Source organism: Mycobacterium simiae (assembly GCF_008370645.1).
Classification (GTDB): Bacteria; Actinomycetota; Actinomycetes; order Mycobacteriales; family Mycobacteriaceae; genus Mycobacterium; species Mycobacterium simiae_A.
Genome location: NZ_VTZN01000016.1, coordinates 17,445 through 37,353, shown reverse-complemented (window position 1 = coordinate 37,353; position 19,909 = coordinate 17,445). Strand labels below are relative to the sequence as shown.

Below are 19,909 nucleotides of genomic sequence, written 5' to 3'. Positions count from 1 at the left end.
GTCAGACGTCCAGAGTTACCGAGCACCGCCAGCCAGGATCGCCATGTGCTAGCTGAAGATCGTTGAGTGACACCGCCTTTGGCACCGCACCTAGCTGAGCGACGGTGCTGGCATCCACCATCGCCAATGTCATTTCGACACTGCCGTCAGCCGCGCTCAGCCTGACGTCGGCCGGAGCCTCACCCGTCGTGTCCAACAGGTAGATGACTTCCTCCAAGGCGGCGACCAGCAGGTCGGCGTCGGTGTCTGCGGTGATCCGGCGTCGGCGAGTCTGAGGTGCCTCGGTCGACTTAGCCGATCCGGTATCCAGGAAGCTTTCCACCGCGCCCAGCACCGCTTGGCGAATGCACCCTTCGCGGGTGGGCGCCCATGCTTCGATCCGCAGATCTGCGGTGTGCGGGACGCTTCGATGTCCCGCTGCGTTGTCCGCCATGGCCTGCTAGCGCGATCTGTCGCTTGAGACGGTGCGGCTCAAGTGATCGATGAACCAATCGCGGGCCAACGTCGCGACCTGTTCCAGCGTGCCCGGTTCTTCGAACAGGTGCGTGGCGCCGGGGACCACCGTGAGCTCGCACCGCCCCGGGATCATCGCCTGCGCCCGCCGGTTCAGCTCGAGGACCAGCTCGTCGCGCCCACCCACGATCAGCAGCGTCGGCGCCTTGACGTTCACCAGCGAACGGCCGGCGAGATCAGGCCGACCGCCGCGGGACACCACCGCCCGCACCGTCACTCGTGGATCGGCGGCCGCGACCAGCGCTGCGCCCGCCCCGGTGCTTGCGCCGAAGTATCCGACCGGCAGCGATACGGTGTCGGGTTGGGCGCCCAGCCAGGCGGTGACGTCGACGAGTCGGGACGCGAGCAGCTCGATGTCGAAGACGTTGGCTCGGTTGCGTTCTTCCTCGGGCGTGAGCAAGTCGAACAGCAGCGTGGCAAGCCCGGCCCCGTTCAAGACCTGTGCGACGTAGCGATTGCGCGGACTGTGCCGGCTGCTTCCGCTGCCGTGCGCGAAAACTACGATTCCCCTGGGGTTTTCGGGGATAGTGAGATGCCCGGCCACCGACACGGGACCGGCCCGCACCCGCACTTCCTCGTCGCGCAGGGCAGGATCAGCGGCCGCGTCGATTGCCGCGTCCTGGGCAAAGTCGGTCCCGGCTTGATCGAGCAGCGCGACCACCTCGTCGTCGGAGGTCTGGGTGAAGTTGCGGTAACCCTGTCCGACGGCGAAGAAAAACGCCGGCGTGTGTAGGCACACGACATCGTCAGCATAACCGGCGAAGCGCGCGACGATGTCGTCGGGGCCAATCGGAACGGCCAGGATCACGGTGTTTGCCCCGTGCGCGCGGGCGACCTGGCAACCTGCCTTGGCCGTCGCGCCGGTCGCGATGCCATCATCGACGATCACGGCAATCCGCCCCGCCGGCGAGATCCGGTCACGCCCGCCGCGGAAGCGTTCCGCGCGGCGTCGCAGTTCCGTCCGCTGCTCGCGTTCGACCACCTCCATGTCGTCGCCGTCGAGGTGTGCCTCGCGCACCACACCCTCGTTGAGCACCCGCACGCCGTCCTCGCCGATGGCGCCAAAGGCCAATTCCGGCTGAAAAGGTACGCCGAGCTTGCGCACGACGAGTACGTCGAGTGGTGCCTGCAGCGCTTGTGCGACCTCGTAGGCCACCGGCATACCGCCGCGCGGCAGGCCGAGGACGACAACGTCCTGGCCGCGTAGATACGATAAACGCTGAGCCAACTGGCGACCCGCGTCGCGACGATCGTCAAAGAGCCTCATCTGCCGAGTGTGTCGCGATATGGTGCTCACCGGAATGGGATTAGGTCCCTTGGCGAATTGACTACGGTCCCTCGTTACGGCGGTTCAGGGCCGTGCGCCGGCTGCCGGCTTGGTCCCCTTGGGACCAATGACTCTCAGATCGGTGACTTGTTGACCTAATGCCGGTGGGCCGGCGGTGGTGACTCTGGATCCATCTGGTGAGGAGGTTGTGATGAACGCTGTGCTGCGCATCATCGGCGGTAGCGCGAATCCCGGGTTTGCTTCTGCGGTGGCAAACCAACTTGGCGTCGAATCCGACGGTTGCGATTTAGCACGTTATCCCGACGGGGAATTGCACCCGACGGTCGAAAATGCCTGTGGCAAAGATGTTTACGTCATACAACCAACAGCACCTCCAGTCAACGAACACGTCGTCGAGTTACTCCTGCTGCTCGACGCCTGCCGCCGCTCGCGTGCCGCACGGGTAACCGCGGTCGTACCGTACTTCGGTTATGCGCGCCAGGACCGTCGCGCCGCGACCGGGCAGTCCATCGGCTCTGCGGTTGTCGCCGATGCGATCGCCGCTGCCGGAGCTGATCGACTCGTCGTCGTCGATCCACACACTGCGGCCCTGGAGGCGCAGTGCCGGATCCCCGTCGAAATTCTTACCGCCGTTCCCGCCCTCTCCGGTGAGCTGGCTCCGGCGCTGCCGGACGGCGCGGTGGTCGTCGCCCCGGATTTGGGAGCGGTGAAGCTGGCCGAACGGTACGCGGGAATCTTGGGCGGCCCAGTTGCGGTTGTGCGCAAGCACCGCGAAAGCGGTGCAACAGTCGCTGCGTTGGATGTGGCAGGCGACGTTTGCGGACGGTCGGCGGTGATCATCGATGACATGATCACCACGGGCGCCACTATCGAGGCCGCAGTCGGGCTGCTGCGGTCGCGTGGCGCGGTGCCAGACATCGCGGTCGCTGCGACGCACGGGCTGCTGGTACATGCCGCCGTCACCCGACTACGTGATCTCGACCTGAGGCGGGTGCTGGTCACCGACACGGTGGCGCCCAAAGATACGGGCACTGTGATCGAGGTATGTTCGGTTGCGCCGACACTGGCTATGGCCATCGCGCATCTGCATGCCGACCAGCCTGTAGACTAATCAGGTTCGGCCGCAGGGTGATTGGCCAACTACCGGCAACGGCGAGCAAACGGGTATGGGTGCCGGCGGCGACTTCGCAACGCAGCGCAGATCGCTGGCACGGTTAATGGTGACTTTCGGCCCCTGGTGAGTGTAACGGTAGCCGGTGTGTGCTGGAGGCGGACTCAAGGAGGTAGTCATGTCCGCCAATACAAAGGTTTCGGCGCTAGACCACGCGATACATGTTGCCCATACGTGGGTTAACGAGGTAGCCAAAGAATTCGACACCGACGATCGCGAGTTCGCCTACGGAGTGCTGCGGGCATGGCTGCATACACTTCGGGATCGGCTCCCAGTGGAGGCAGCCGCGCATTTTTCGGCCCAGCTGCCGGACCTGATCAGGGGTGTCTACTACGCAGGCTGGGATCCGAGCGCCGTCCCGGTGAAGTACCACGCCGAGGCCTACACCGCCCGGTTTGCCCATGAGGCGAACATCTCCCTGCGCGACGTCGACAAGGCCGCTGCGGCCGTCACCACCGCCCTGCTGCACTTCCTGCCACCGGCCCAGCTGGCCAAGGCCCTGGATCAGCTCCCCAACGAGATCCGGGCGCTGCTACAACCCCAGGCGTAGCCCTGGCCTAGCCCGGGACTGAACACGTCCGATGCGAGTTCAACCAGTGCCCATGGGCCTGGGTCGGTTCAGTCGGAAGATAAGTCAGCCGTGTGCTTTCCGTCGGTGAGCTGCACAACGTAGGTGCGATCGGCGGGGTGATACTCAACCGTGCCGCCCTCGACAATCATCCCGACCAACGCATTGCCGTCCTGGAAGAAGTACGTATTGTCTTCTTGGTGCAGGGTATCGAGGTGGCAGCCGGGCACGATGACGACGCGTCTACGGGGATCGCCGGTCAGGACCAGAATCCGCGCACCGCGTTCGTCGAATGGGTGCGCCACCACGTTGTCCAGCGCCTTCTTGGCCGCCGGGTGCCTTACGGTCTTTTTCGCTGCGGTCTTTTTCGCCGCGGCCTTGTGCTGCGGCTTCTGTCCATCAGCGGCGTGCTCAGCCATGGGTGTTGCCCTCTCTACGGATCGCCGCCTGCGCTGCAGTGACACTGGTCTCAGCTAGCTTCGCGGAACGTGCTCCCCGGGCCGCGGGCATTCACCGGGCACGTGCATAACTACTGCGCCGTCGTCGGATGTTTCGGCTTGGCCGCGGCGATAGGCAGTGAGGTAGAGCCAACCTGCTTCGATCGGCTGTTTGCAGCGAGCGCAGTGCGGGTGGGCGACCATATGCTCCTCACTTCCCTGGCCTGCTGTCTGGGCGATCGGGCGACGGGCGGGTTACTCTCCGTCTTCGATGATGTGAACGGCTGCTTCCTCGGCGGACGCTGCGCCTCCGCTGATACCGACGTCCTCAGCGACTAGTTCTGCCTCTGCATCTTCGCCAAAGCCCCCGTCCGGCGCGACAAGTCGGCCCGCGCGCGACCGCCCGACTTCCCGTCGCTGGGGGAATTCGGCTTCGCGCTCGGCTTCATCGGAGCGTTGCTGCTCCTCTTGGTCCAGCAATACATCGATGCGTGCTGCCGGATCTGGCTCTTCCTCTGCAAGCAGCTGGTCCATGCTTTCGGCGGGTCCGAAGGCGCCGCGCCCATACGGTCGTTCGGGCGGCGAATACCCTTCATCGAGGATGTCATCGACGCCGCGCTCGACGAGGGTGTCCGCAGGCTGAAGCTGGTTGTCGTCATCGGTGCTGTATTCGCCTGCGGCCGGTCCGGTCCCGTAGGGAGAATTCATGGCTTATTGTCCATCTGCTGGTGATAGTTTCGGTTAGTCCGGAATCTAGGGGTGACGGTCGCATTGTTCTAGGGCCATTGGGCCTTCGCGGCGACGACGTTGGGCCCGGTCGGAAGACTTCGCTGTCAGTGTTCGTGCATGTCCGGCAGACTCGTTAGGCCTCGCTCGTGTTCAGGTCCTGCGGCCGGGCCCGGAGTCGGAAGTCCCGAAGAAGTGATCAACAGTTGGCCGCTGGACCGGCTCTAAGGATTTCTTGCGAAGGGGCGCCACTAGCCAGCCTGCTGTATTCGCTTGAGTTCGTTAGCTATCCGGTCGCTGAAAGCCACCGGATACGCGAAGTTAGCGTCCTCGAGCGCGCGAAGCTCGGTCGGGAGCGCATCGATCTGCTGGCGCGCCCGTACCCGGGCGGCCTCCAGGGCGGGCACGTGCTGCGAGATGCGCCGGCCGTTGGTCATGACCGGCACCAGCAACGGCTCGCCGGGCAGCGTTTCGTCGTGCTGGCCGATCGCGTCGCCGCTGAAGACTCCGTGTTCGAGGCTGCGGAACACTTGTTTGCGACCCGGATAGATCACCTTGCCGCTGGACAACTTGGTGCGCCCAACGCCGTCGTATTCCACCAGCTTGTAGGCCATGTCGAGGGCCGGCGCGTCGGCAGCGACGACCAGCTTGGTGCCCACGCCGAAGCCGTCGATCGGGCAGTCAGCATCCAAGAGGGCGGCGATCCGGTGTTCGTCGAGGCCTGACGAGGCGAAGATCTGGACCTGGTCAAGACCCGCGGCATCGAGCCGGGCGCGCGCCTCCTTCGACAGCGCACCCAGATCACCGGAATCCAGCCGGACAGCGCGCACGTCGAAGCGATCGCCGAGCCGCTTGGCCAGCTCGATGACGCGATCGACGCCGCGCAGCGTGTCGTAGGTGTCGACGAGCAGGGTGGTGCCCGGGTACAGCCGGGCGAATGCGTCGAATGCAACGATCTCCCTGTCGAAGGCTTGAACATAGCTGTGCGCCATGGTGCCGAACGCGGGCATGCCGTACTGGCGGGCGGCGAGAAGATTCGACGTGCCTGCAGCACCTGCCAGGTAGCTGGTGCGCGCCACCTTCAGGGCCGCGTCGGTGCCGTGCGCGCGCCGTGCGCCGAAGTCCACCACCAGCCGTCCGCGCGCGGCGCCGACCACCCGCGCGGCCTTACTCGCGAGCACGCTCTGCAGATGAACCTGGTTCAGGACAAAAGTCTCCATCAGTTGGGCTTCGATGATCGGCGCGATCACCTGGATCACGGGTTCGTTAGGAAAGACCACCGTTCCTTCCGGCACTGCCCAGACATCTCCGGTGAAGCGCACGCCGGCAAGCCACTGCAGGAACTCGTCGGAGAACCGGCCCAGGCCACGCAGGTACTCCAGATCTCGATTTTCGAAGTGAAACGATTCGAGAAACTCGACCACATCTGCCAAGCCGGCAGCCATGATGTATGACCGGCTCGGTGGAAGCTTGCGGAAGAACGTCTCGAAAACCGCCGTGCCCGACATGCCGTCAGCCCAGTAGGCCTGCGCCATCGTGACCTCGTACAGGTCGGTGAACAGCGCTCCGATGTCCTGACGGATCGCCATGGCTGCCCGGTCACTCCTTGCTCGTCAACAACTGACTCAAGCGTTTCATACCAAGGGGGCCTCGAGACGATGACGTCGTTGGACGCGGTAGAACGTGAGCAGTGGTTGGTTACGTGGATGTCCGGGCCTACGCCGAGCTCAACGACTTCGTCGAGCCGCAGGCGCGCGGCCTGACCGTGCGCCGTCCGTTCCGCAGCCATCAGACGGTCAAGGATGTCCTCGAGGCGATGGGCATTCCACATACCGAGATCGACTTGATCCTGGTGAACGGGGAACCCGCGGCGTTCGGCGACAGGCCGGCTGTCGGCGACCGCATCGCCGCTTACCCGATGTTCGAGGCGGTGGACATCGGGCCGACGGCCAGGCTGCGCCCAGGGGCGTTGCGTGATCCGCGGTTTGTCGTCGACGTCAATCTCGGCCGGCTCGCGCGGCTGCTTCGCATGCTTGGCCTCGACGTCTGGTGGTCGAGCGAAGCCGATGACCCGACGCTGGTTGACGTCAGTCTGGGTCAGCAGCGAATCCTGCTGACCCGCGATCGCGGCCTGTTGAAACGCCGCGCGATCACGCACGGTCTGTTCGTCCACTCACAACACCCCAAAGACCAGACGCTGGAAGTGATTCGTCGGCTGGACTTGCGGCAACGGCTGGCGCCATTCACTCGCTGCTTGCGGTGCAATGGCAGGTTGGTGACGGTGAGCAAAGCCGAGGTGATCGGACAGCTGCAACCGTTGACTAGCCGGTACTACCAGGAGTTCAGCCGCTGCGAAGAATGCGGGCAGATCTACTGGCCCGGCTCGCATCACGCCAAGATGGTCCGTCGCGTCCAAAGACTATGCGAACAACTTTCTCGACCGATCTAAGGGAGGCTGAAGGTCGGAAAGCTGGTGTGGGCGATGCAGGACTGATCGACGTCGAGACGTGGGTTGTCCAGAAACGCGGCCATGATCGACTGCGCGCAGCCAAAATTCCGCAATGCACCGGGGGCCGACTCCGGGAAAGCGCAGAGCCAGCGAGTTGCTAGCCCTCGGGTGAGCTCCGCAGTCGCCGTCTCCTAGCGTGTGATGTGTCAACGCCCTCCGCGTTGTGTACCGGTGTCGGGGATGCCCACGGACCTCCAGCTGCCCAATCGTGTTGCCTTTGAGCCGTTACCCGGTACTACGCCTTGGCGATGCCCCTATACAGCGCGCCAATATGGCCAGGGCTGCTCTTTGAAGGGGCCTTGACGATCTGCGACACTCTTAGCCATGACGGCGTTCGAACCGCCTGGTGTGCACAGCTGATCGATGCTGAACCTACGTCATCTGAGTTACTTCGTCGCCGTAGTCGAGGCGGGAAGCTTCTCGAGGGCCGCGCAACTGATTTATGTAGCTCAACCCTCGCTTAGCCAGCGGATCGCCTCGCTGGAGGCTGAACTGGGCACGGTTTTACTGCTACGAAGCGCCCGCGGTGTGCGGCCGACCGCCCAGGGAGAGGTGCTCTACCGAGAAGCCCTGGCCATTCTGCGGCGGGTCGAGGCGCTCCCCACGCTGATGCGAGATTCTTCGGCCGAGCCTGCCGGTATCGTCGTTTTGGGCATGTCGAGCACGATGGCGTCAATCTTTGCCACAAACATCCTTAAGGAGTGCGCAGCGGCGCTTCCGAAAGTGCGGATAGTGCTCAAAAGCTCAGACAGCGAAACGATTGCCACAGTGATCGCCGACCGTGACGTCGATCTGGGCCTCGTGTTTGAAACCGATCCACTGCCTCGGCTCGCTAGACGGCCGCTATATCGGCAGCGGCTCTACCTATTTGCTGCTCGTAGCGAAATGTTAGAGAGCCGAATCGACGTAATCCTGACCAAGAACGCTATCGTGCTCCCTCCGTCATCCAATGTCCTACGTCTAGCCCTAGACCGGGCTCTGGCTGCCCAGGGTCTGGCGATCCAGCCTCGGACTGAGGCGATGACCTATTCTGACATCCTTTCTGCGGTGCGAACCGGTACTCGCATCGCTTTGCTGCCTAAGGGTGAAATCGTCTGTGGTACAACCGATCTAGCAACGCCCGTACCGATGGAACCCCCCGTTTACCTAACTGGCTCGATGGTCTCATCCGACGAGTACCCCTTGTCGCGACCCGCTGACGCCGTTGCGGCAATAGTCGAGCGCGTCATCGTCGGCGGAGTCACCAGCGGCGCCTTGCGTGGAGCCGAGCTGATCGCACGTCCTGTGCAGTCATAGCTTTCCCCAATACTCCTACCCGAAATCGGTATTTCCGGTCGACGCGGTGGGCATGTTCTCTTGGGGTGTTGCACTAGACTCCGACCGCTCACAGGGGATGCGCATGGCTAGTTTGCTTTATCGCGTTGTATCCGCATGCGGCGCACTCGGGTACGGGTATCCGGCGGAGTCGCTTCGCCAGGCTACCGATGGTCGCGTGGACGCGATTGTCTGTGATGCCGGATCGATGGACGCTGGCCCGTTCTATCTAGGGACCGGTCAGCAATACTTTGAACGTGAGGCGGTGAAGGCGGACTATCGACACATGGTGCAGGCGGGAGTAGCCACCCAAGCCCCAGTCATCGTTGGGAGCTGCGGCATGGCAGGCGGCGCGCGCAACCTCGAGTGGATGCTCGATGTCGCAAAGGAGGTGTTCGCCGAGCTGGCTGTAGCCGCCGCGAAAGTTGCCGTCATTAGCTCCGACGTCGACCCGCAAGCCATTATCTCGGAGTATCGCGCCGGTACCTTGATTGAAGTTGGACCGGGGCTGGTGCCGGACGAGGCGGCGTTGGCTGAAAGCACACTTGTCGGGCAGATGGGAATTCACCCCATCATCACGGCTTTGGACGCGGGTGCGCAGTTCATTTTCGCGGGCCGGTCTTGCGACGTCGCATTGTTCGCGGCCGATATGATTCGCAAGGACATCGACGCAGGTCTTGCATATCACATCGGCCACGTCCTCGAATGCGGGGCGCTGGCATGCGACCCCGGTTCGCCTTCGGACTGCCTGGTGGCCGAGGTATTCGACGATGGGACAGCCTATTTCGTGGCCCCTAATCCCGAACGGTCGTGCACCCCATACTCGATCGCCGCGCATTCCCTCTATGAAGAAGAACATCCCCAACTGCAGTTCTACCCCGAGGGTGTGTTGGTGATGGAGCACACCGAGTTCCTCGCGCGCGACGCCACGGTGGCTGGGATTCGTGGTAGCCGCTTCGTACGCGCGACCAAATACTGGCCGCTGAGCATCAAACTCGAAGGTTCCCACCGGGTTGGGGCCCGCCGGGTGTCGCTGGTGCATCTTCAACCCGCCGACCTGCCAGCTGTACCCGACGACATCTTGGTGTACGGACGCAACGGCGTAGAGGCAGAACCGATCGCCGAGGGCGAGCGCGAACTGGGCCTGATCGTCGAGACAACGTCGCCGACTCGTGACAAGGCGGTGCTGCTGGCCAGCCTGGTGACTCACTACCTGATCCACTACGGCTACCCCAAACGGCGGTCGACAGCAGGCAACATTGCATACCCTCTCTCGCCCAACATCGTTGACTTCGACCGTGGGAATGGCACTTTTGGAGCCATCGCGCCCAGCGGCACCCGCGACCCGGTGTTTTTCGAGAACTACGAGATGATCAAAGCAGCGTTGCATGACCTTATCGAACGGCAATTTCCGGACGCGCTGGTCGGCGCGAGCTATCGCATCATCGAAGCCGACGCCAGTTCCCCGGTAGCGTTGTTGCGCACGGTCGACCAAGATCCGCGGCGCCTTGCCGAACGTCACGACGTCGAAATCGCCCGGCTACAAGCGTTGGCCCCTGCCCAACGCGGATCACTGCTGCGGCTCGACGCCCCTGATGCGTACCAATGGTCGCTGTTTCACCTGCTCCAGAATGCAACGCTGATCACCGAATCACTCTTCAAAATAACCTATTTCAAAGCAGACGGCGACAGCTGGGAAATCACCGGCGCCGAGAAGCCGCGCTACTGGGAGATCGGCGAGACGGATCATGCAGACCGTGCCGAATCACGCTCCCTGTCGGTAATTGCCGAAGCCCCACCATCAGGAGAGGTGATCGATACTAAGCCATTACTGGACATGGCCGTCGTAATTCGGAGCAAAGACGCGGGGATCAACGTGCAGACCTACGACATTCTCTTCGCCACCGACGAGGACTACGACGCTGCGTTGCGCTCTAACCTGTTCAATCGGTCCAATGTCGCCTCGATTCTCAACCGTCCCGTCGAGCACGTGATCGGCACCTACTTCGTCGGCTCCTGTAGGGCCATCAAGATCTCGGCACGACGCAACGTTATCTCCGGGTCCATTGATGACCGCGACGTTTTCGGAGCACAGCAGCAGCGTCGTCTTGAAGCCCTCTGGGTCCCGATCTACGCAGCGGGAAACGTGGACAGCAGTTAGTGCTTGAAAGCCCGCCCGACCCCACCACCGAGTTCGACACCATCGTTGAACGGGGAACCTGCAGCTTGCAGCGACCGGCCGGCTGTCGGCGACCGCATCGCCGCTTCCCGCTAGGCTAGGGGAGGCTAAAGGTCGGAAGGCTGGTGTGGGCGATGCAGGACTGATCGACGTCCAGACGTGGGTTGTCGAGAAACGCGGTCATGATCGACTGCGCGCAGCCGGAGTTCGGCAATACACCGTGGCCCACTCCGGGAAAGCGCAGAGCCAGCGAGTTGCTAAGCCCTCGGGTGACCTCCTGCACCCATTTCGGTGCTGTGCTGGAGTCGAACGTGCCGGACAAGATGAGTGAGGGAACCTTGCTGCGTACCGGAAGACGATCGGCAGTGTCCGACCTGCTGAGCCCCCAAGCACCGCACTCGCGAAAGATCCAGCTGCCGGTCGGAGTAATCCGCAGCACCGAATCGGTCAGCCCGGGCATCGCTGCCCGGGCCTGGGTCAGGGCCTGCTCGGGGGTGGTCCAGTTTGCCATCTCCTGGCAGTAGGCGCCCAGCCCCAGTCCAGCGCCCAGCAGCCCGCGTTGTTCCGGCGGTGGGGCGGTCGCGCTAATTCCGGCAGCGGCCAGACTGCCGTCGCCGTTGGCAAGGGCGAAGATCATCCGTGGAATGTCGGTCACTTTGCTGGGATCGGCGCTCCACTCGAGCACCAGCGGCACCACTTTGAACCCGTCGATGGTTACCTGTACCGGACTACCGTTCGGATCGGTGGTGGGGACCTTGAGCGGCGCCTGACTCAACTTGTTGACTGTATTGAGGAAAACCGTTGCCAGGTCGGGATAGGCTGCGGCGCACTTGGGTTGGTCGTTGCAGGCCTGAATGATCGCGGCGAGGCCGCTGGCGGGGGCCTCCCACCAGCGATCGACAATGTTGATCGCTGGCGGCACCACGGAATCCAAGACCACCGACCGGATGCCCTCGGGGTGGGCCCGCAGGAGTTGTTGGGCCAAATCGGTGCCGTAGGAGACGCCGTAGACGTTCCACTGGTCGATGCCCAACTTCATCCGCAGGTCGGCGAGGTCGGTCGCATTCTCCCGGGTGTTGTAGGACGCTAGATGAAAACCGAACGGCTCCAACCTCTTTCGGCAGGCCGCGACAGCGGCCGCGTCCAGGTCTGCCGTCGACTGATCCTGGAAGGCCAGATCGACGGCTCGGGCCGTGAAATTGTCCAGCTCTGGGCAGGCCAAGTGTGGATCACTATGTACGGTGCCGCGCTGGTTGACGAAAATGACGTCGCGGTCGGCGTTCATTCCGCCGGCGACCACCCCGGGCGCGCTCAATGTGCCGGCACCGCCGGGCCCGCCGGCCAAGAAAACGATGGGGTCGGGCTTGGGTTTGTCGCTGGCCGCCTTCACCCGGGCAACGAGGATCCGGATGGTGCGACTCCTTGGATCGTCGCGGTTCTCCGGCACGCTGAGATATCCGCAGCTGTAGTTTGCCCCCAAATCGGCTTGCGGCACGCCCGGAAAGTTCGGCGCCGGACACGGTGCTGACTCGTAGGAGTGCTGCCGGCCGGGTGACGCTCCGGCGCACGCAACGACCAGGCTCGCGGTCATCACAGCGGTCAGCATCCATGACACCGCCGCCGTGGGGCCGTTGCACATATTCGGGTACACCTTGTTCGGCACGACGATGGACACTACCCGGCAGTAGTCAACCTCACAGCGGCCAAGTTCATGCGGTCGATGGCCTCGGCGAACTCCGCACGCGTCGGAATGCGTTGGTCGCGGAACTTCAAACCCATCATTCGTTGTGCGCGCTTAGGGCCATAGGACTGGGCGCAGCGCAGGTAAAGATCCGGCAATGTTTTGCGGTCCTGGATGAGTTCGCCGCGCATCGCAGTCGTCTTGCCGTCGTAGCGCACGTGAGCGACGGCCCCGCCGCGGAAGTTCTGCTTCCATGGCGCACCGGTCAACGCGTAAAGATCGTTGTCGATGACGTGGGCGCTCAACGGAAGTGAAAATGACCGGCCGGTCTTTCGCCCGGTGAAGTTGAGCACCATCAACTGTTTACGTAGCGGGCCCGCGAGCGGAGTGCCCAGTAGCGCGCTAAGGAGCGGGTTGATCACGCGGAGTAGCGCCGACGGCGGGTGTCCGACATCCACCGCATACGACTGTTCTGTCATGACAACACCGTAGGGCAACTGGGCCGCTAGCGGGAGTGGTCGCTGAGGTGGTTAAGTTTTCAGCTGCGGCGCGTCAATCGGTGGAGAGGACTGTGGTCATGCCGAGAACAGACGACGATTCCTGGGATATCACCGAAAGTGTCGGGGCGACGGCGCTGGGGGTCGCGGCCGCGCGTGCCGCTGAAACCGAAAGCGAGCATCCGCTGATCAGCGACCCGTTCGCGCGGGTTTTCCTGGATGCGGCCGGCGATGGAATGTGGACGATGCTGGGGGGTTCCCAGCTGCCGCCGGAGCTCAGTTCGGCCGACCCGCAGCTGCAGCTGCGGATGCGGGGGATGGGCAATTACATGGCCTCGCGGACAGCGTTTTTCGACGATTTCTTCTTTGACGCGGCCAGCTCCGGTATCCGGCAGGTGGTGATTTTGGCCTCCGGCTTGGACTCTCGGGCCTGGCGGTTGCCCTGGCCGGCTGGCACCATCGTGTACGAGATTGACCAGCCCATGGTGCTGGAGTTCAAGTCGTCGACGCTGCGCGAGCGTGGCGCCGAGCCGATGTGCAATCAGGTTGCGGTCGCGGTAGACCTGCGCCAAGACTGGCCAGCAGCGTTGCGTCAGAATGGGTTTGACGATTCGGCCCCGAGCGTCTGGTCGGCTGAGGGGCTGTTGCCGTTTCTGCCGGCGGCGGCCCAGGATCTGTTGTTCGAGCGTGTCCAGTCGCTGAGCGTGGCCGGCAGTCGGATCGCCGTCGAGGCACCACGCCCGGATTTCAACGATCCGGAATTCGTGCAACGTCTGCGATCCCGCATGCAGCGCTACCGCGCGGCGGCGGGGGGAGCCGGCAAACGCGAGATCCCGAACTTCGAGGACCTGTGGTACTTCGAGGACCGTGCCGACGTCGCCGACTGGTTGCGGGGGCACGGCTGGGACGTTGCGGCAGCGCCGGCCGAGGAGCTGATGGCTCGCTACGGCCGCCCCGCCCCAGCGGGAATTGACGACGGAGCGCCGCGGACCGTGCTCATCTCCGCGGCACGATCCGGTTCCTAGTCTTTACGTGGTGATCGTGGTCTGATCATCGATGACGCTGGTGGCCTCCATCAGCGGGCCTTGTTCGCTCTCGAGCGCGTCGGCGTTGAGTTGAAGCACGTATACGGCGTCACCGCTGGGGATCACCACCGTCTTCTGCGCGACGGCTCGTTTCTTGCCATCGCGCATGTAGGTGCCGCCTAGCTGCCAGGCATTGAAGCCGCTGAGCGTGGATGAGCTCCCATCGCCCGAACCCTCGTATCCGGGCAGGTTCTGCAGCTCGCCGGGCGCGTACTGGATGATCTTTGCTGGATCCACGTTGCCGGTGAGCTTGGACACCAATGCGGAGATGGTGGGCGGGTCCTTGGGGTCTGCGGGCTGACTGAAGGCGATGGCGCCATATGACGTGCTGCTGTCGCTGGTCGTCTGCCAGCCTGCTGGCGTCGGGAGATTGATCGTCGGAGAGCCGGGATCGCCAAGGTGTACCGGAGTCTCGGTGATGTGAGCTTCGACCACGTAGTCCGCGATGGTCTTCTTGGCCTGCGCTCCCGGTGTCGCGCTGGTTGCAGACGTTGTTGACGTCGAGGTCGAAGTCGACGTAGACGCCGACGTGGAGGTCTTGGTTTCGGACTTGTTGTCAGAGCCGCAACCAGCCAGCGCCACGCTCAGCGCCATGGTCGCGATTACCACGGTGAGGTCCTTCATGTATTGCATCTCCCGAAATTTGGGTCCCGGCACCAGCACCGGCGACGTCGGCACTGAGATTAGCCGAACGCAGGCGACACGTAGCCGGTATCAGCGCGGTACTTTGATTTGCCGGCTATCCCTGCCGACTCGCCCCGAAATAGCCACGGATGCTCACCGCATGCAGTAAGAGACAGCTATGCGATCACGGAGGTTGCTCAGCGGGATTGCCGCCCTCGTAGCGGTGCTGGCCCTCTTTATCCCGTTGATCGCGGCCACGCCCACGGCCTATGACGGACCACCCCAGCTCGTCGCCAATCCGGTTGAACACGTTGACACCCTTATTGGCACCGGGTCGGGCGGCGACATTGTCGGGGAGATCAACGCCTTTCCCGGCGCTACCGTGCCCTTCGGCATGGTGCAGTATTCGCCGGACACCACCCACAACTACGCCGGCTACGACCACTACAACCCGCATGCCACCGGTTTCAGCATGACCCACGCCTCGGTGGGTTGCGCCGCCTTCGGCGACATCTCGATGCTGCCTACCACGTCCACCGCGTCCTGGCCCTGGAGCGCGTCGGAATTGATCGCCCACGACAACACCGAGCTGGGCGTGCCCGGGTACTACGCGGTGCGGTTTCCGCGCACCGGGGTGAAAGCGGAACTCACCGCTACCACCCGCACCGGCTTCGGCCGGTTCAGCTACCCGCACGACAATCGGCCAGCTCGATTCCTGGTGCATTCCGGCGGGTCGCTGGCGGGAAACTCGGCCGCGACCATCCAGATCGAAGACAACAACACCACCATCACGGGATCGGCGACCAGCGGCCGATTCTGCGGCAAGAACAACATCTACACGGTGTACTTCGCGATGACATTCAGCCAGCCATTCACCTCCTTCGGCACCTGGGACGGCTACACCGTGTATGCCGGTGGGCGCAGCGCCAATTCCCGCTACAGCGGCGGCTACGCGGAGTTCGCGGCCGGCTCGGTGCTCGAAGTGCGAACCGCGATCTCCTATGTGAGCGTCGACGGAGCACGAGCCAATCTGGCCGCCGAGGGTGGCGCGCGCTTCGACGACGTGCGGGTCGCCGCGTCGAAGGAGTGGAACACCGCGTTGGCGCGGATAGCGGTGGCTGGCCGGGATCCCGGCGACGTGAAGACGTTCTACACCTGCCTGTACCGGTCGCTGCTGCACCCCAACACCTTCAACGACGCGGACGGCCGCTACCTCGGGTTCGATGGCGCCATTCAGCGGGTGGCCGATGGACGGACCCAGTACGCCAACTTCTCGGACTGGGACACCTACCGAAGTTTGGCGGCCCTGCAGGGCCTGCTCTTCCCGGACCGGGCCAGCGACATGGCCCAATCGCTGGTCAACGATGCCGAGCAGAGCGGATCACTGCCACGTTGGGCCCTCGCCAATTCCGCCACCGGCATGATGACCGGGGACAACGTGGTGCCCCTCATCGTGAACCTATATATGTTCGGAGGCAAGAACTTCGACGTCAATTCGGCGCTGCGCTACATGGTGAATGCGGCGACTCAGGGCGGTGTCGGGCGCAACGGATACGTGGAGCGGCCGGGCATCTTCACCTACCTGCAGCTGGGCTACGGGCCGCAGACGTCGGAGTTCCGCGCCGACGGCCGGATCGCCGGCGCCTCGATCACGTTGGAGTGGTCCGTCGACGATTTCACCATCGCCAGATTCGCCGACTCGCTCGGCGATAGCAACATCGCTGCGGAGTTCCAGAACCGGGCCCAGTATTGGCAGAACTTGTTCAACCCCACGACTGGCTATGTTTCGCCGCGCAGCCCGACCGGATTCTTCCGATACGGCCCCGGGTTCGTGGGGACCCGGGATGGGTTCGGGCAGGACGGATTTGACGAGGGCAACGCCGAGCAATATGTCTGGTGGGTGCCGCACAACGTCGCCGGTTTGGTGACGGCGCTCGGCGGCCGCAAGGCCGTCGCTGACCGGCTCGACCGCTTTACCAAGCAGCTCAACGTCGGGCCCAACGAGCCCTATCTCTGGGCTGGCAACGAGCCCGGCTTCGGGGTGCCATGGCTGTACAACTACATCGGACAACCGTGGAAGACCCAACTTACCGTGGATCGGGTGCGCGGGCTGTTCGCTCCCACGCCCGACGGCGCGCCGGGCAACGACGACCTCGGTGCGATGTCAAGCTGGTACGTCTGGGCCGCCCTTGGCATGTATCCGGCAACTCCCGGTACCCCGATCCTCACCGTCAACACACCATTGTTCGATCGCGCGGTAATCGCGCTTCCCGCAGCAAAATCCATCCGAATATCCGCGCCAGGCGCGTCTGCGCCCGGCCGGCTGAAATACCTCAACGGCCTCAGCATTGATGGTCGGCCAAGCGACCAAACGTATCTGCCGGAGTCGATCATCCGTACCGGCGGTGACGTTGCGTTTTCGCTTGCGGCCAAACCCAACAAGGGCTGGGGCACCGCCCCGTCCGCTGCGCCACCATCCTTCAGCGCGGGAAGTTCGGCGGTGACCGTCAACGTCTCGCGCCCCATCGTCACCATTGCGCCCGGGACCACCGGAACGGTCACAGTCGACGTGCAACGGATGATCGACAGCGCCGGCGACTACACCATCACCGGTGCGTCTTCGGTGGGCGGGATCACTGTGAGGCCTACGTCTGGACGATTCGCCGACGACGGATCGGCCAGCGTGGGCGTGGCGATCACGGTGTCGCAGTCAGTGCCCGAGGAGTATTACTTGGTCTCCCTCACCACCACGGTCGGTGACACTAGCAGGAATTCGATGGTGCTGGTCGTCGTCATGGAGGAGCTGGCTGAATAGTCCACCGGCTCGCTTAGATCATGTCGTTGTTGGTGAGCCAGCGCATGATCGGCCAGCCGAGAAACACTGGTAGCCAACAGGTGAGCACTCGATACAGCAGCACCGAAGGAACCCCGATCGCCGCCGGCACGCCGAAAGCGGCAAGTCCACCGATGAGCGCCGCCTCCACGGCGCCGACGCCGCCGGGGGTGGGGGCGGCCGAGGCGAGCGTCCCGCCGACCATCGTCACCACGGTGACGGTGATGAACGTGGTACCGCCGCCGAAGGCTTCCACGCTGGCCCACAGCGCCAATGCCGCGCCGAGAGTTGTTCCGGCGCATCCGAGTAGGATCACTGACAATCGCTTCGGTTCGCGGGCGAGAGCTACCAGGTCGCCCGATACCTCGTTAAGCTTGGGGCGCAGTTCCGTCGAAAGCCACCGCCGCAGGTTGGGCACGAACACAAAGGTGCCGATAATGCCCAATGCCACACCCGCGATCAGGTACAGCACGGTAGCGGTCGGGACGAAATGTGACAGGTCGGTCGAGGTGCCCGCGACAGTACTGAACAGGATTAGCAACGCCAGGTGAACGATCACCTGGACCGATTGCTGCAGCGCCACCGCCGCGGTGGCGCGCAATGCGGTCAGGCCGCTCTTCTGCAGGAAGCGAGTGCTGAGCGCAAGTCCGCCGACACCGGCTGGGGTAGTGGTTGCCGCAAAGGTGTTGGCAACCTGGACAATTGATAGCTTCAGAAAGCTCACCTGCCCGTCGGCGCAGGTCCACAATGCCGCCGCGGCACCCAGGTAGGTCAGCGCCGACACGGCCAGGCCCAGCAGCGCCCATGACCAGTTGGCGTGTTTGAGCTGAGAGAAGAATGTCGGGACGGTGCTGATGAACGGGTACGCGACATAGACCAATGCGCCGATCAGCACCAGTTGGATGAATTGGCTGCGGCTGAACCGGGTAATCGTCTGGGTTTGGATCTGATCGGCGCCGGTTTGGCCCATCACCTCCGAGCGGGCACGGGAGATGACGGTCTTCGCATTGGCTACTGAGTCCTGAATCCGTTTGGGCACTGCGGATTTAGTGAGCCGGCGGGAGGCGGTCAGGATGGTGTCCGCGCCGAATGCGTGGATCGCTGCCGTCACCGTTGACTCCGCGTCATACAGCGCTGCCGTCGTCACCAGGAGCTGGGCGATGTCGGATTGGAGTTGGGCGTCGGTGGCCCCGTATTCGGCGGCCCCGAAGCGGCCGAAGAGCACGGTGCCGTCGTCGACCGTTAGCGCGTTGCAGCGCAGGTCGCCGTGGGAGATCTGGTGGTCGTGCAGGATGCGCAGCGATTTCCACACCTGGGCAACCGGCGTTTGGCTCGCGCATTCGTCGAGCGGAATCCCGCGAACAGGCCGGTGCGCGTACAACGTCCACCCACGCTCGAGTGCAGCCACAGCGATTGTCGACGTATTGGCGACGCCCGCTTGCCCGATGGCGATGGCCATCAGCGCGCGATGTTCGACGGCGCGGCGCATCGAAGGCTGCAACGGTGCGGTCTCAGATCTGCGCAGCCGCAGCTTCCACCACAGTTGGCGCAGCGCGCCGCCGCTGCGTTGATGCGGGCCGTACAGCTCCACGGCGGCCCTGGACTCGGGATCCGTTGCGGTGGCCGACAGCATCAGTGGCCCCGGCCCGCCAGGCCGCACGACCGTGAGCATGGATACTACGAATCCGCGTTTGGCCAGCGCGCGAACCGCACCGTCTAGTGGCACCTCGAGAGCCGGAGTGCCGACGATCAGGACCACCAACGCGCCGACGAACCATCCCACCGCCAATCCCAGCAACGACCGGGCCGGCACGATGGCGCTGATGACAAGGTGGATCGGCACGAAGGCCAAGAGCAATGCCCACCACCAATGTCGCCAACGGGCCGGCAGCCACGGGCCCGAGACGGTGAGCACCGCCGCGAGCATGGCGATCCACCGCGGGTCGTCGAGAAACTGGGCTGGCAGGGTGGTGAGCTTGTCGGACAAGTCGAAATGCCAACGTGGTGCCGCGATGCGGTTGCTGCTGATCGACAACGGCAGAAACGCCATGAACGCGGCGGCCGCATAAGCACCGAGCAGCTTCCATTGGCGGGACACGATCAGGCCGATCAGGATCATGAACGGCAACGCCAGAATCGCGACGCCGTAGGCCAGGTACACCAGATCGGACTGGGCGGGGGTCAGGACGCCGACGATCTCGGAAATGGATTTCTCCAGCGCGATCCACTGGGGGCGGGTGAATAGTGAGCTCGCGATCACCGAGGGCAGGAAGATCGCCGCCAGGGTGAGCCGGATGATGTCGTTGGTGCGCCGGATTACCGCCGGCAGCAAGCTGCCGGAAACGGTGATGTCGCGCCCGTCAACTCGCATAATGTAAGGGCTCTCTGCCGCGCCGTGTGTGCCGTGTCGCCGCCAACTTAACCGTTACCGGGGTGATTGGCCGTATATCGGGGGTAGCAATGGGCGGCCTGTGGCCGACGTCG

The 19,909-nt window shown here is 63.8% G+C and carries 16 protein-coding genes; 7 read left to right on the top strand and 9 right to left on the bottom strand.

Annotated features, from left to right (window positions below):
• Position 1 precedes the first annotated feature (1 nt).
• Positions 2-433, bottom strand: coding sequence for an archease (locus F0Q45_RS04735; RefSeq protein ID WP_149652833.1), 432 nt, complete (start codon positions 431-433; stop codon positions 2-4).
• Between the two features lie 6 nt (positions 434-439).
• Positions 440-1,780 carry a phosphoribosyltransferase family protein gene (locus tag F0Q45_RS04730; RefSeq protein WP_149652832.1) on the bottom strand — a complete coding sequence of 447 codons (1,341 nt, stop codon included), beginning with the start codon at positions 1,778-1,780 and terminating at the stop codon, positions 440-442.
• A gap of 211 nt (positions 1,781-1,991) precedes the next feature.
• Between F0Q45_RS04730 and F0Q45_RS04725 the strand changes: the two genes are divergently transcribed.
• Positions 1,992-2,912 carry a ribose-phosphate diphosphokinase gene (locus F0Q45_RS04725; RefSeq protein WP_149652831.1) on the top strand — a complete coding sequence of 307 codons (921 nt, stop codon included), beginning with the start codon at positions 1,992-1,994 and terminating at the stop codon, positions 2,910-2,912.
• Between the two features lie 178 nt (positions 2,913-3,090).
• Positions 3,091-3,522 carry a DUF2267 domain-containing protein gene (locus tag F0Q45_RS04720; protein ID WP_149652830.1) on the top strand — a complete coding sequence of 144 codons (432 nt, stop codon included), beginning with the start codon at positions 3,091-3,093 and terminating at the stop codon, positions 3,520-3,522.
• A gap of 68 nt (positions 3,523-3,590) precedes the next feature.
• Here the strand turns inward: F0Q45_RS04720 and F0Q45_RS04715 are convergent, their stop codons facing one another.
• The 3 genes from F0Q45_RS04715 to F0Q45_RS04705 form a co-directional block, all read right to left on the bottom strand.
• The gene (locus F0Q45_RS04715; RefSeq protein ID WP_373424920.1) at positions 3,591-3,959 is read right to left on the bottom strand and encodes a hypothetical protein; all 369 of its coding nucleotides are present in this window, start codon (positions 3,957-3,959) and stop codon (positions 3,591-3,593) included.
• A 273-nt stretch (positions 3,960-4,232) separates the two neighbouring features.
• Positions 4,233-4,685 carry a DUF5709 domain-containing protein gene (locus F0Q45_RS04710; protein WP_149652829.1) on the bottom strand — a complete coding sequence of 151 codons (453 nt, stop codon included), beginning with the start codon at positions 4,683-4,685 and terminating at the stop codon, positions 4,233-4,235.
• Positions 4,686-4,954: 269 nt separating this feature from the next.
• On the bottom strand, positions 4,955-6,292 hold the full coding sequence (locus tag F0Q45_RS04705; protein ID WP_149652828.1) for a nicotinate phosphoribosyltransferase: 1,338 nt from the start codon (positions 6,290-6,292) through the stop codon (positions 4,955-4,957).
• Between the two features lie 101 nt (positions 6,293-6,393).
• On the opposite strand from F0Q45_RS04705, the gene F0Q45_RS04700 reads away from it, so the two are divergent.
• The 3 genes from F0Q45_RS04700 to F0Q45_RS04690 all read left to right on the top strand — a co-directional run bounded on the left by F0Q45_RS04700 (position 6,394) and on the right by F0Q45_RS04690 (position 10,687).
• Positions 6,394-7,152, top strand: coding sequence for a Mut7-C RNAse domain-containing protein (locus F0Q45_RS04700; protein WP_149652827.1), 759 nt, complete (start codon positions 6,394-6,396; stop codon positions 7,150-7,152).
• A 423-nt stretch (positions 7,153-7,575) separates the two neighbouring features.
• Positions 7,576-8,508, top strand: a complete 933-nt coding sequence (locus F0Q45_RS04695) for a LysR family transcriptional regulator (RefSeq protein ID WP_149652826.1) — start codon at positions 7,576-7,578, stop codon at positions 8,506-8,508.
• 196 nt (positions 8,509-8,704) lie between these two features.
• On the top strand, positions 8,705-10,687 hold the full coding sequence (locus tag F0Q45_RS04690) for a DUF4387 family protein (protein WP_223163871.1): 1,983 nt from the start codon (positions 8,705-8,707) through the stop codon (positions 10,685-10,687).
• 115 nt (positions 10,688-10,802) lie between these two features.
• Here the strand turns inward: F0Q45_RS04690 and F0Q45_RS04685 are convergent, their stop codons facing one another.
• On the bottom strand, positions 10,803-12,368 hold the full coding sequence (locus F0Q45_RS04685) for an alpha/beta hydrolase (protein WP_262490869.1): 1,566 nt from the start codon (positions 12,366-12,368) through the stop codon (positions 10,803-10,805).
• Between the two features lie 11 nt (positions 12,369-12,379).
• Positions 12,380-12,865: a hypothetical protein gene (locus tag F0Q45_RS04680; protein WP_149652824.1), complete on the bottom strand. Its 486-nt coding sequence runs from the start codon at positions 12,863-12,865 to the stop codon at positions 12,380-12,382.
• Between the two features lie 98 nt (positions 12,866-12,963).
• Between F0Q45_RS04680 and F0Q45_RS04675 the strand changes: the two genes are divergently transcribed.
• Positions 12,964-13,908 carry an SAM-dependent methyltransferase gene (locus tag F0Q45_RS04675; protein WP_149652823.1) on the top strand — a complete coding sequence of 315 codons (945 nt, stop codon included), beginning with the start codon at positions 12,964-12,966 and terminating at the stop codon, positions 13,906-13,908.
• A gap of 3 nt (positions 13,909-13,911) precedes the next feature.
• Here the strand turns inward: F0Q45_RS04675 and F0Q45_RS04670 are convergent, their stop codons facing one another.
• The gene (locus tag F0Q45_RS04670) at positions 13,912-14,592 is read right to left on the bottom strand and encodes an LpqN/LpqT family lipoprotein (protein ID WP_149652843.1); all 681 of its coding nucleotides are present in this window, start codon (positions 14,590-14,592) and stop codon (positions 13,912-13,914) included.
• A 178-nt stretch (positions 14,593-14,770) separates the two neighbouring features.
• Between F0Q45_RS04670 and F0Q45_RS04665 the strand changes: the two genes are divergently transcribed.
• Entirely contained in the window at positions 14,771-17,407 is a 2,637-nt protein-coding gene (locus F0Q45_RS04665) for a GH92 family glycosyl hydrolase (RefSeq protein WP_149652822.1), read from the top strand.
• 13 nt (positions 17,408-17,420) lie between these two features.
• Here the strand turns inward: F0Q45_RS04665 and F0Q45_RS04660 are convergent, their stop codons facing one another.
• On the bottom strand, positions 17,421-19,796 hold the full coding sequence (locus tag F0Q45_RS04660) for a lysylphosphatidylglycerol synthase transmembrane domain-containing protein (protein WP_149652821.1): 2,376 nt from the start codon (positions 19,794-19,796) through the stop codon (positions 17,421-17,423).
• Between the last annotated feature and the right edge of the window lie 113 nt (positions 19,797-19,909).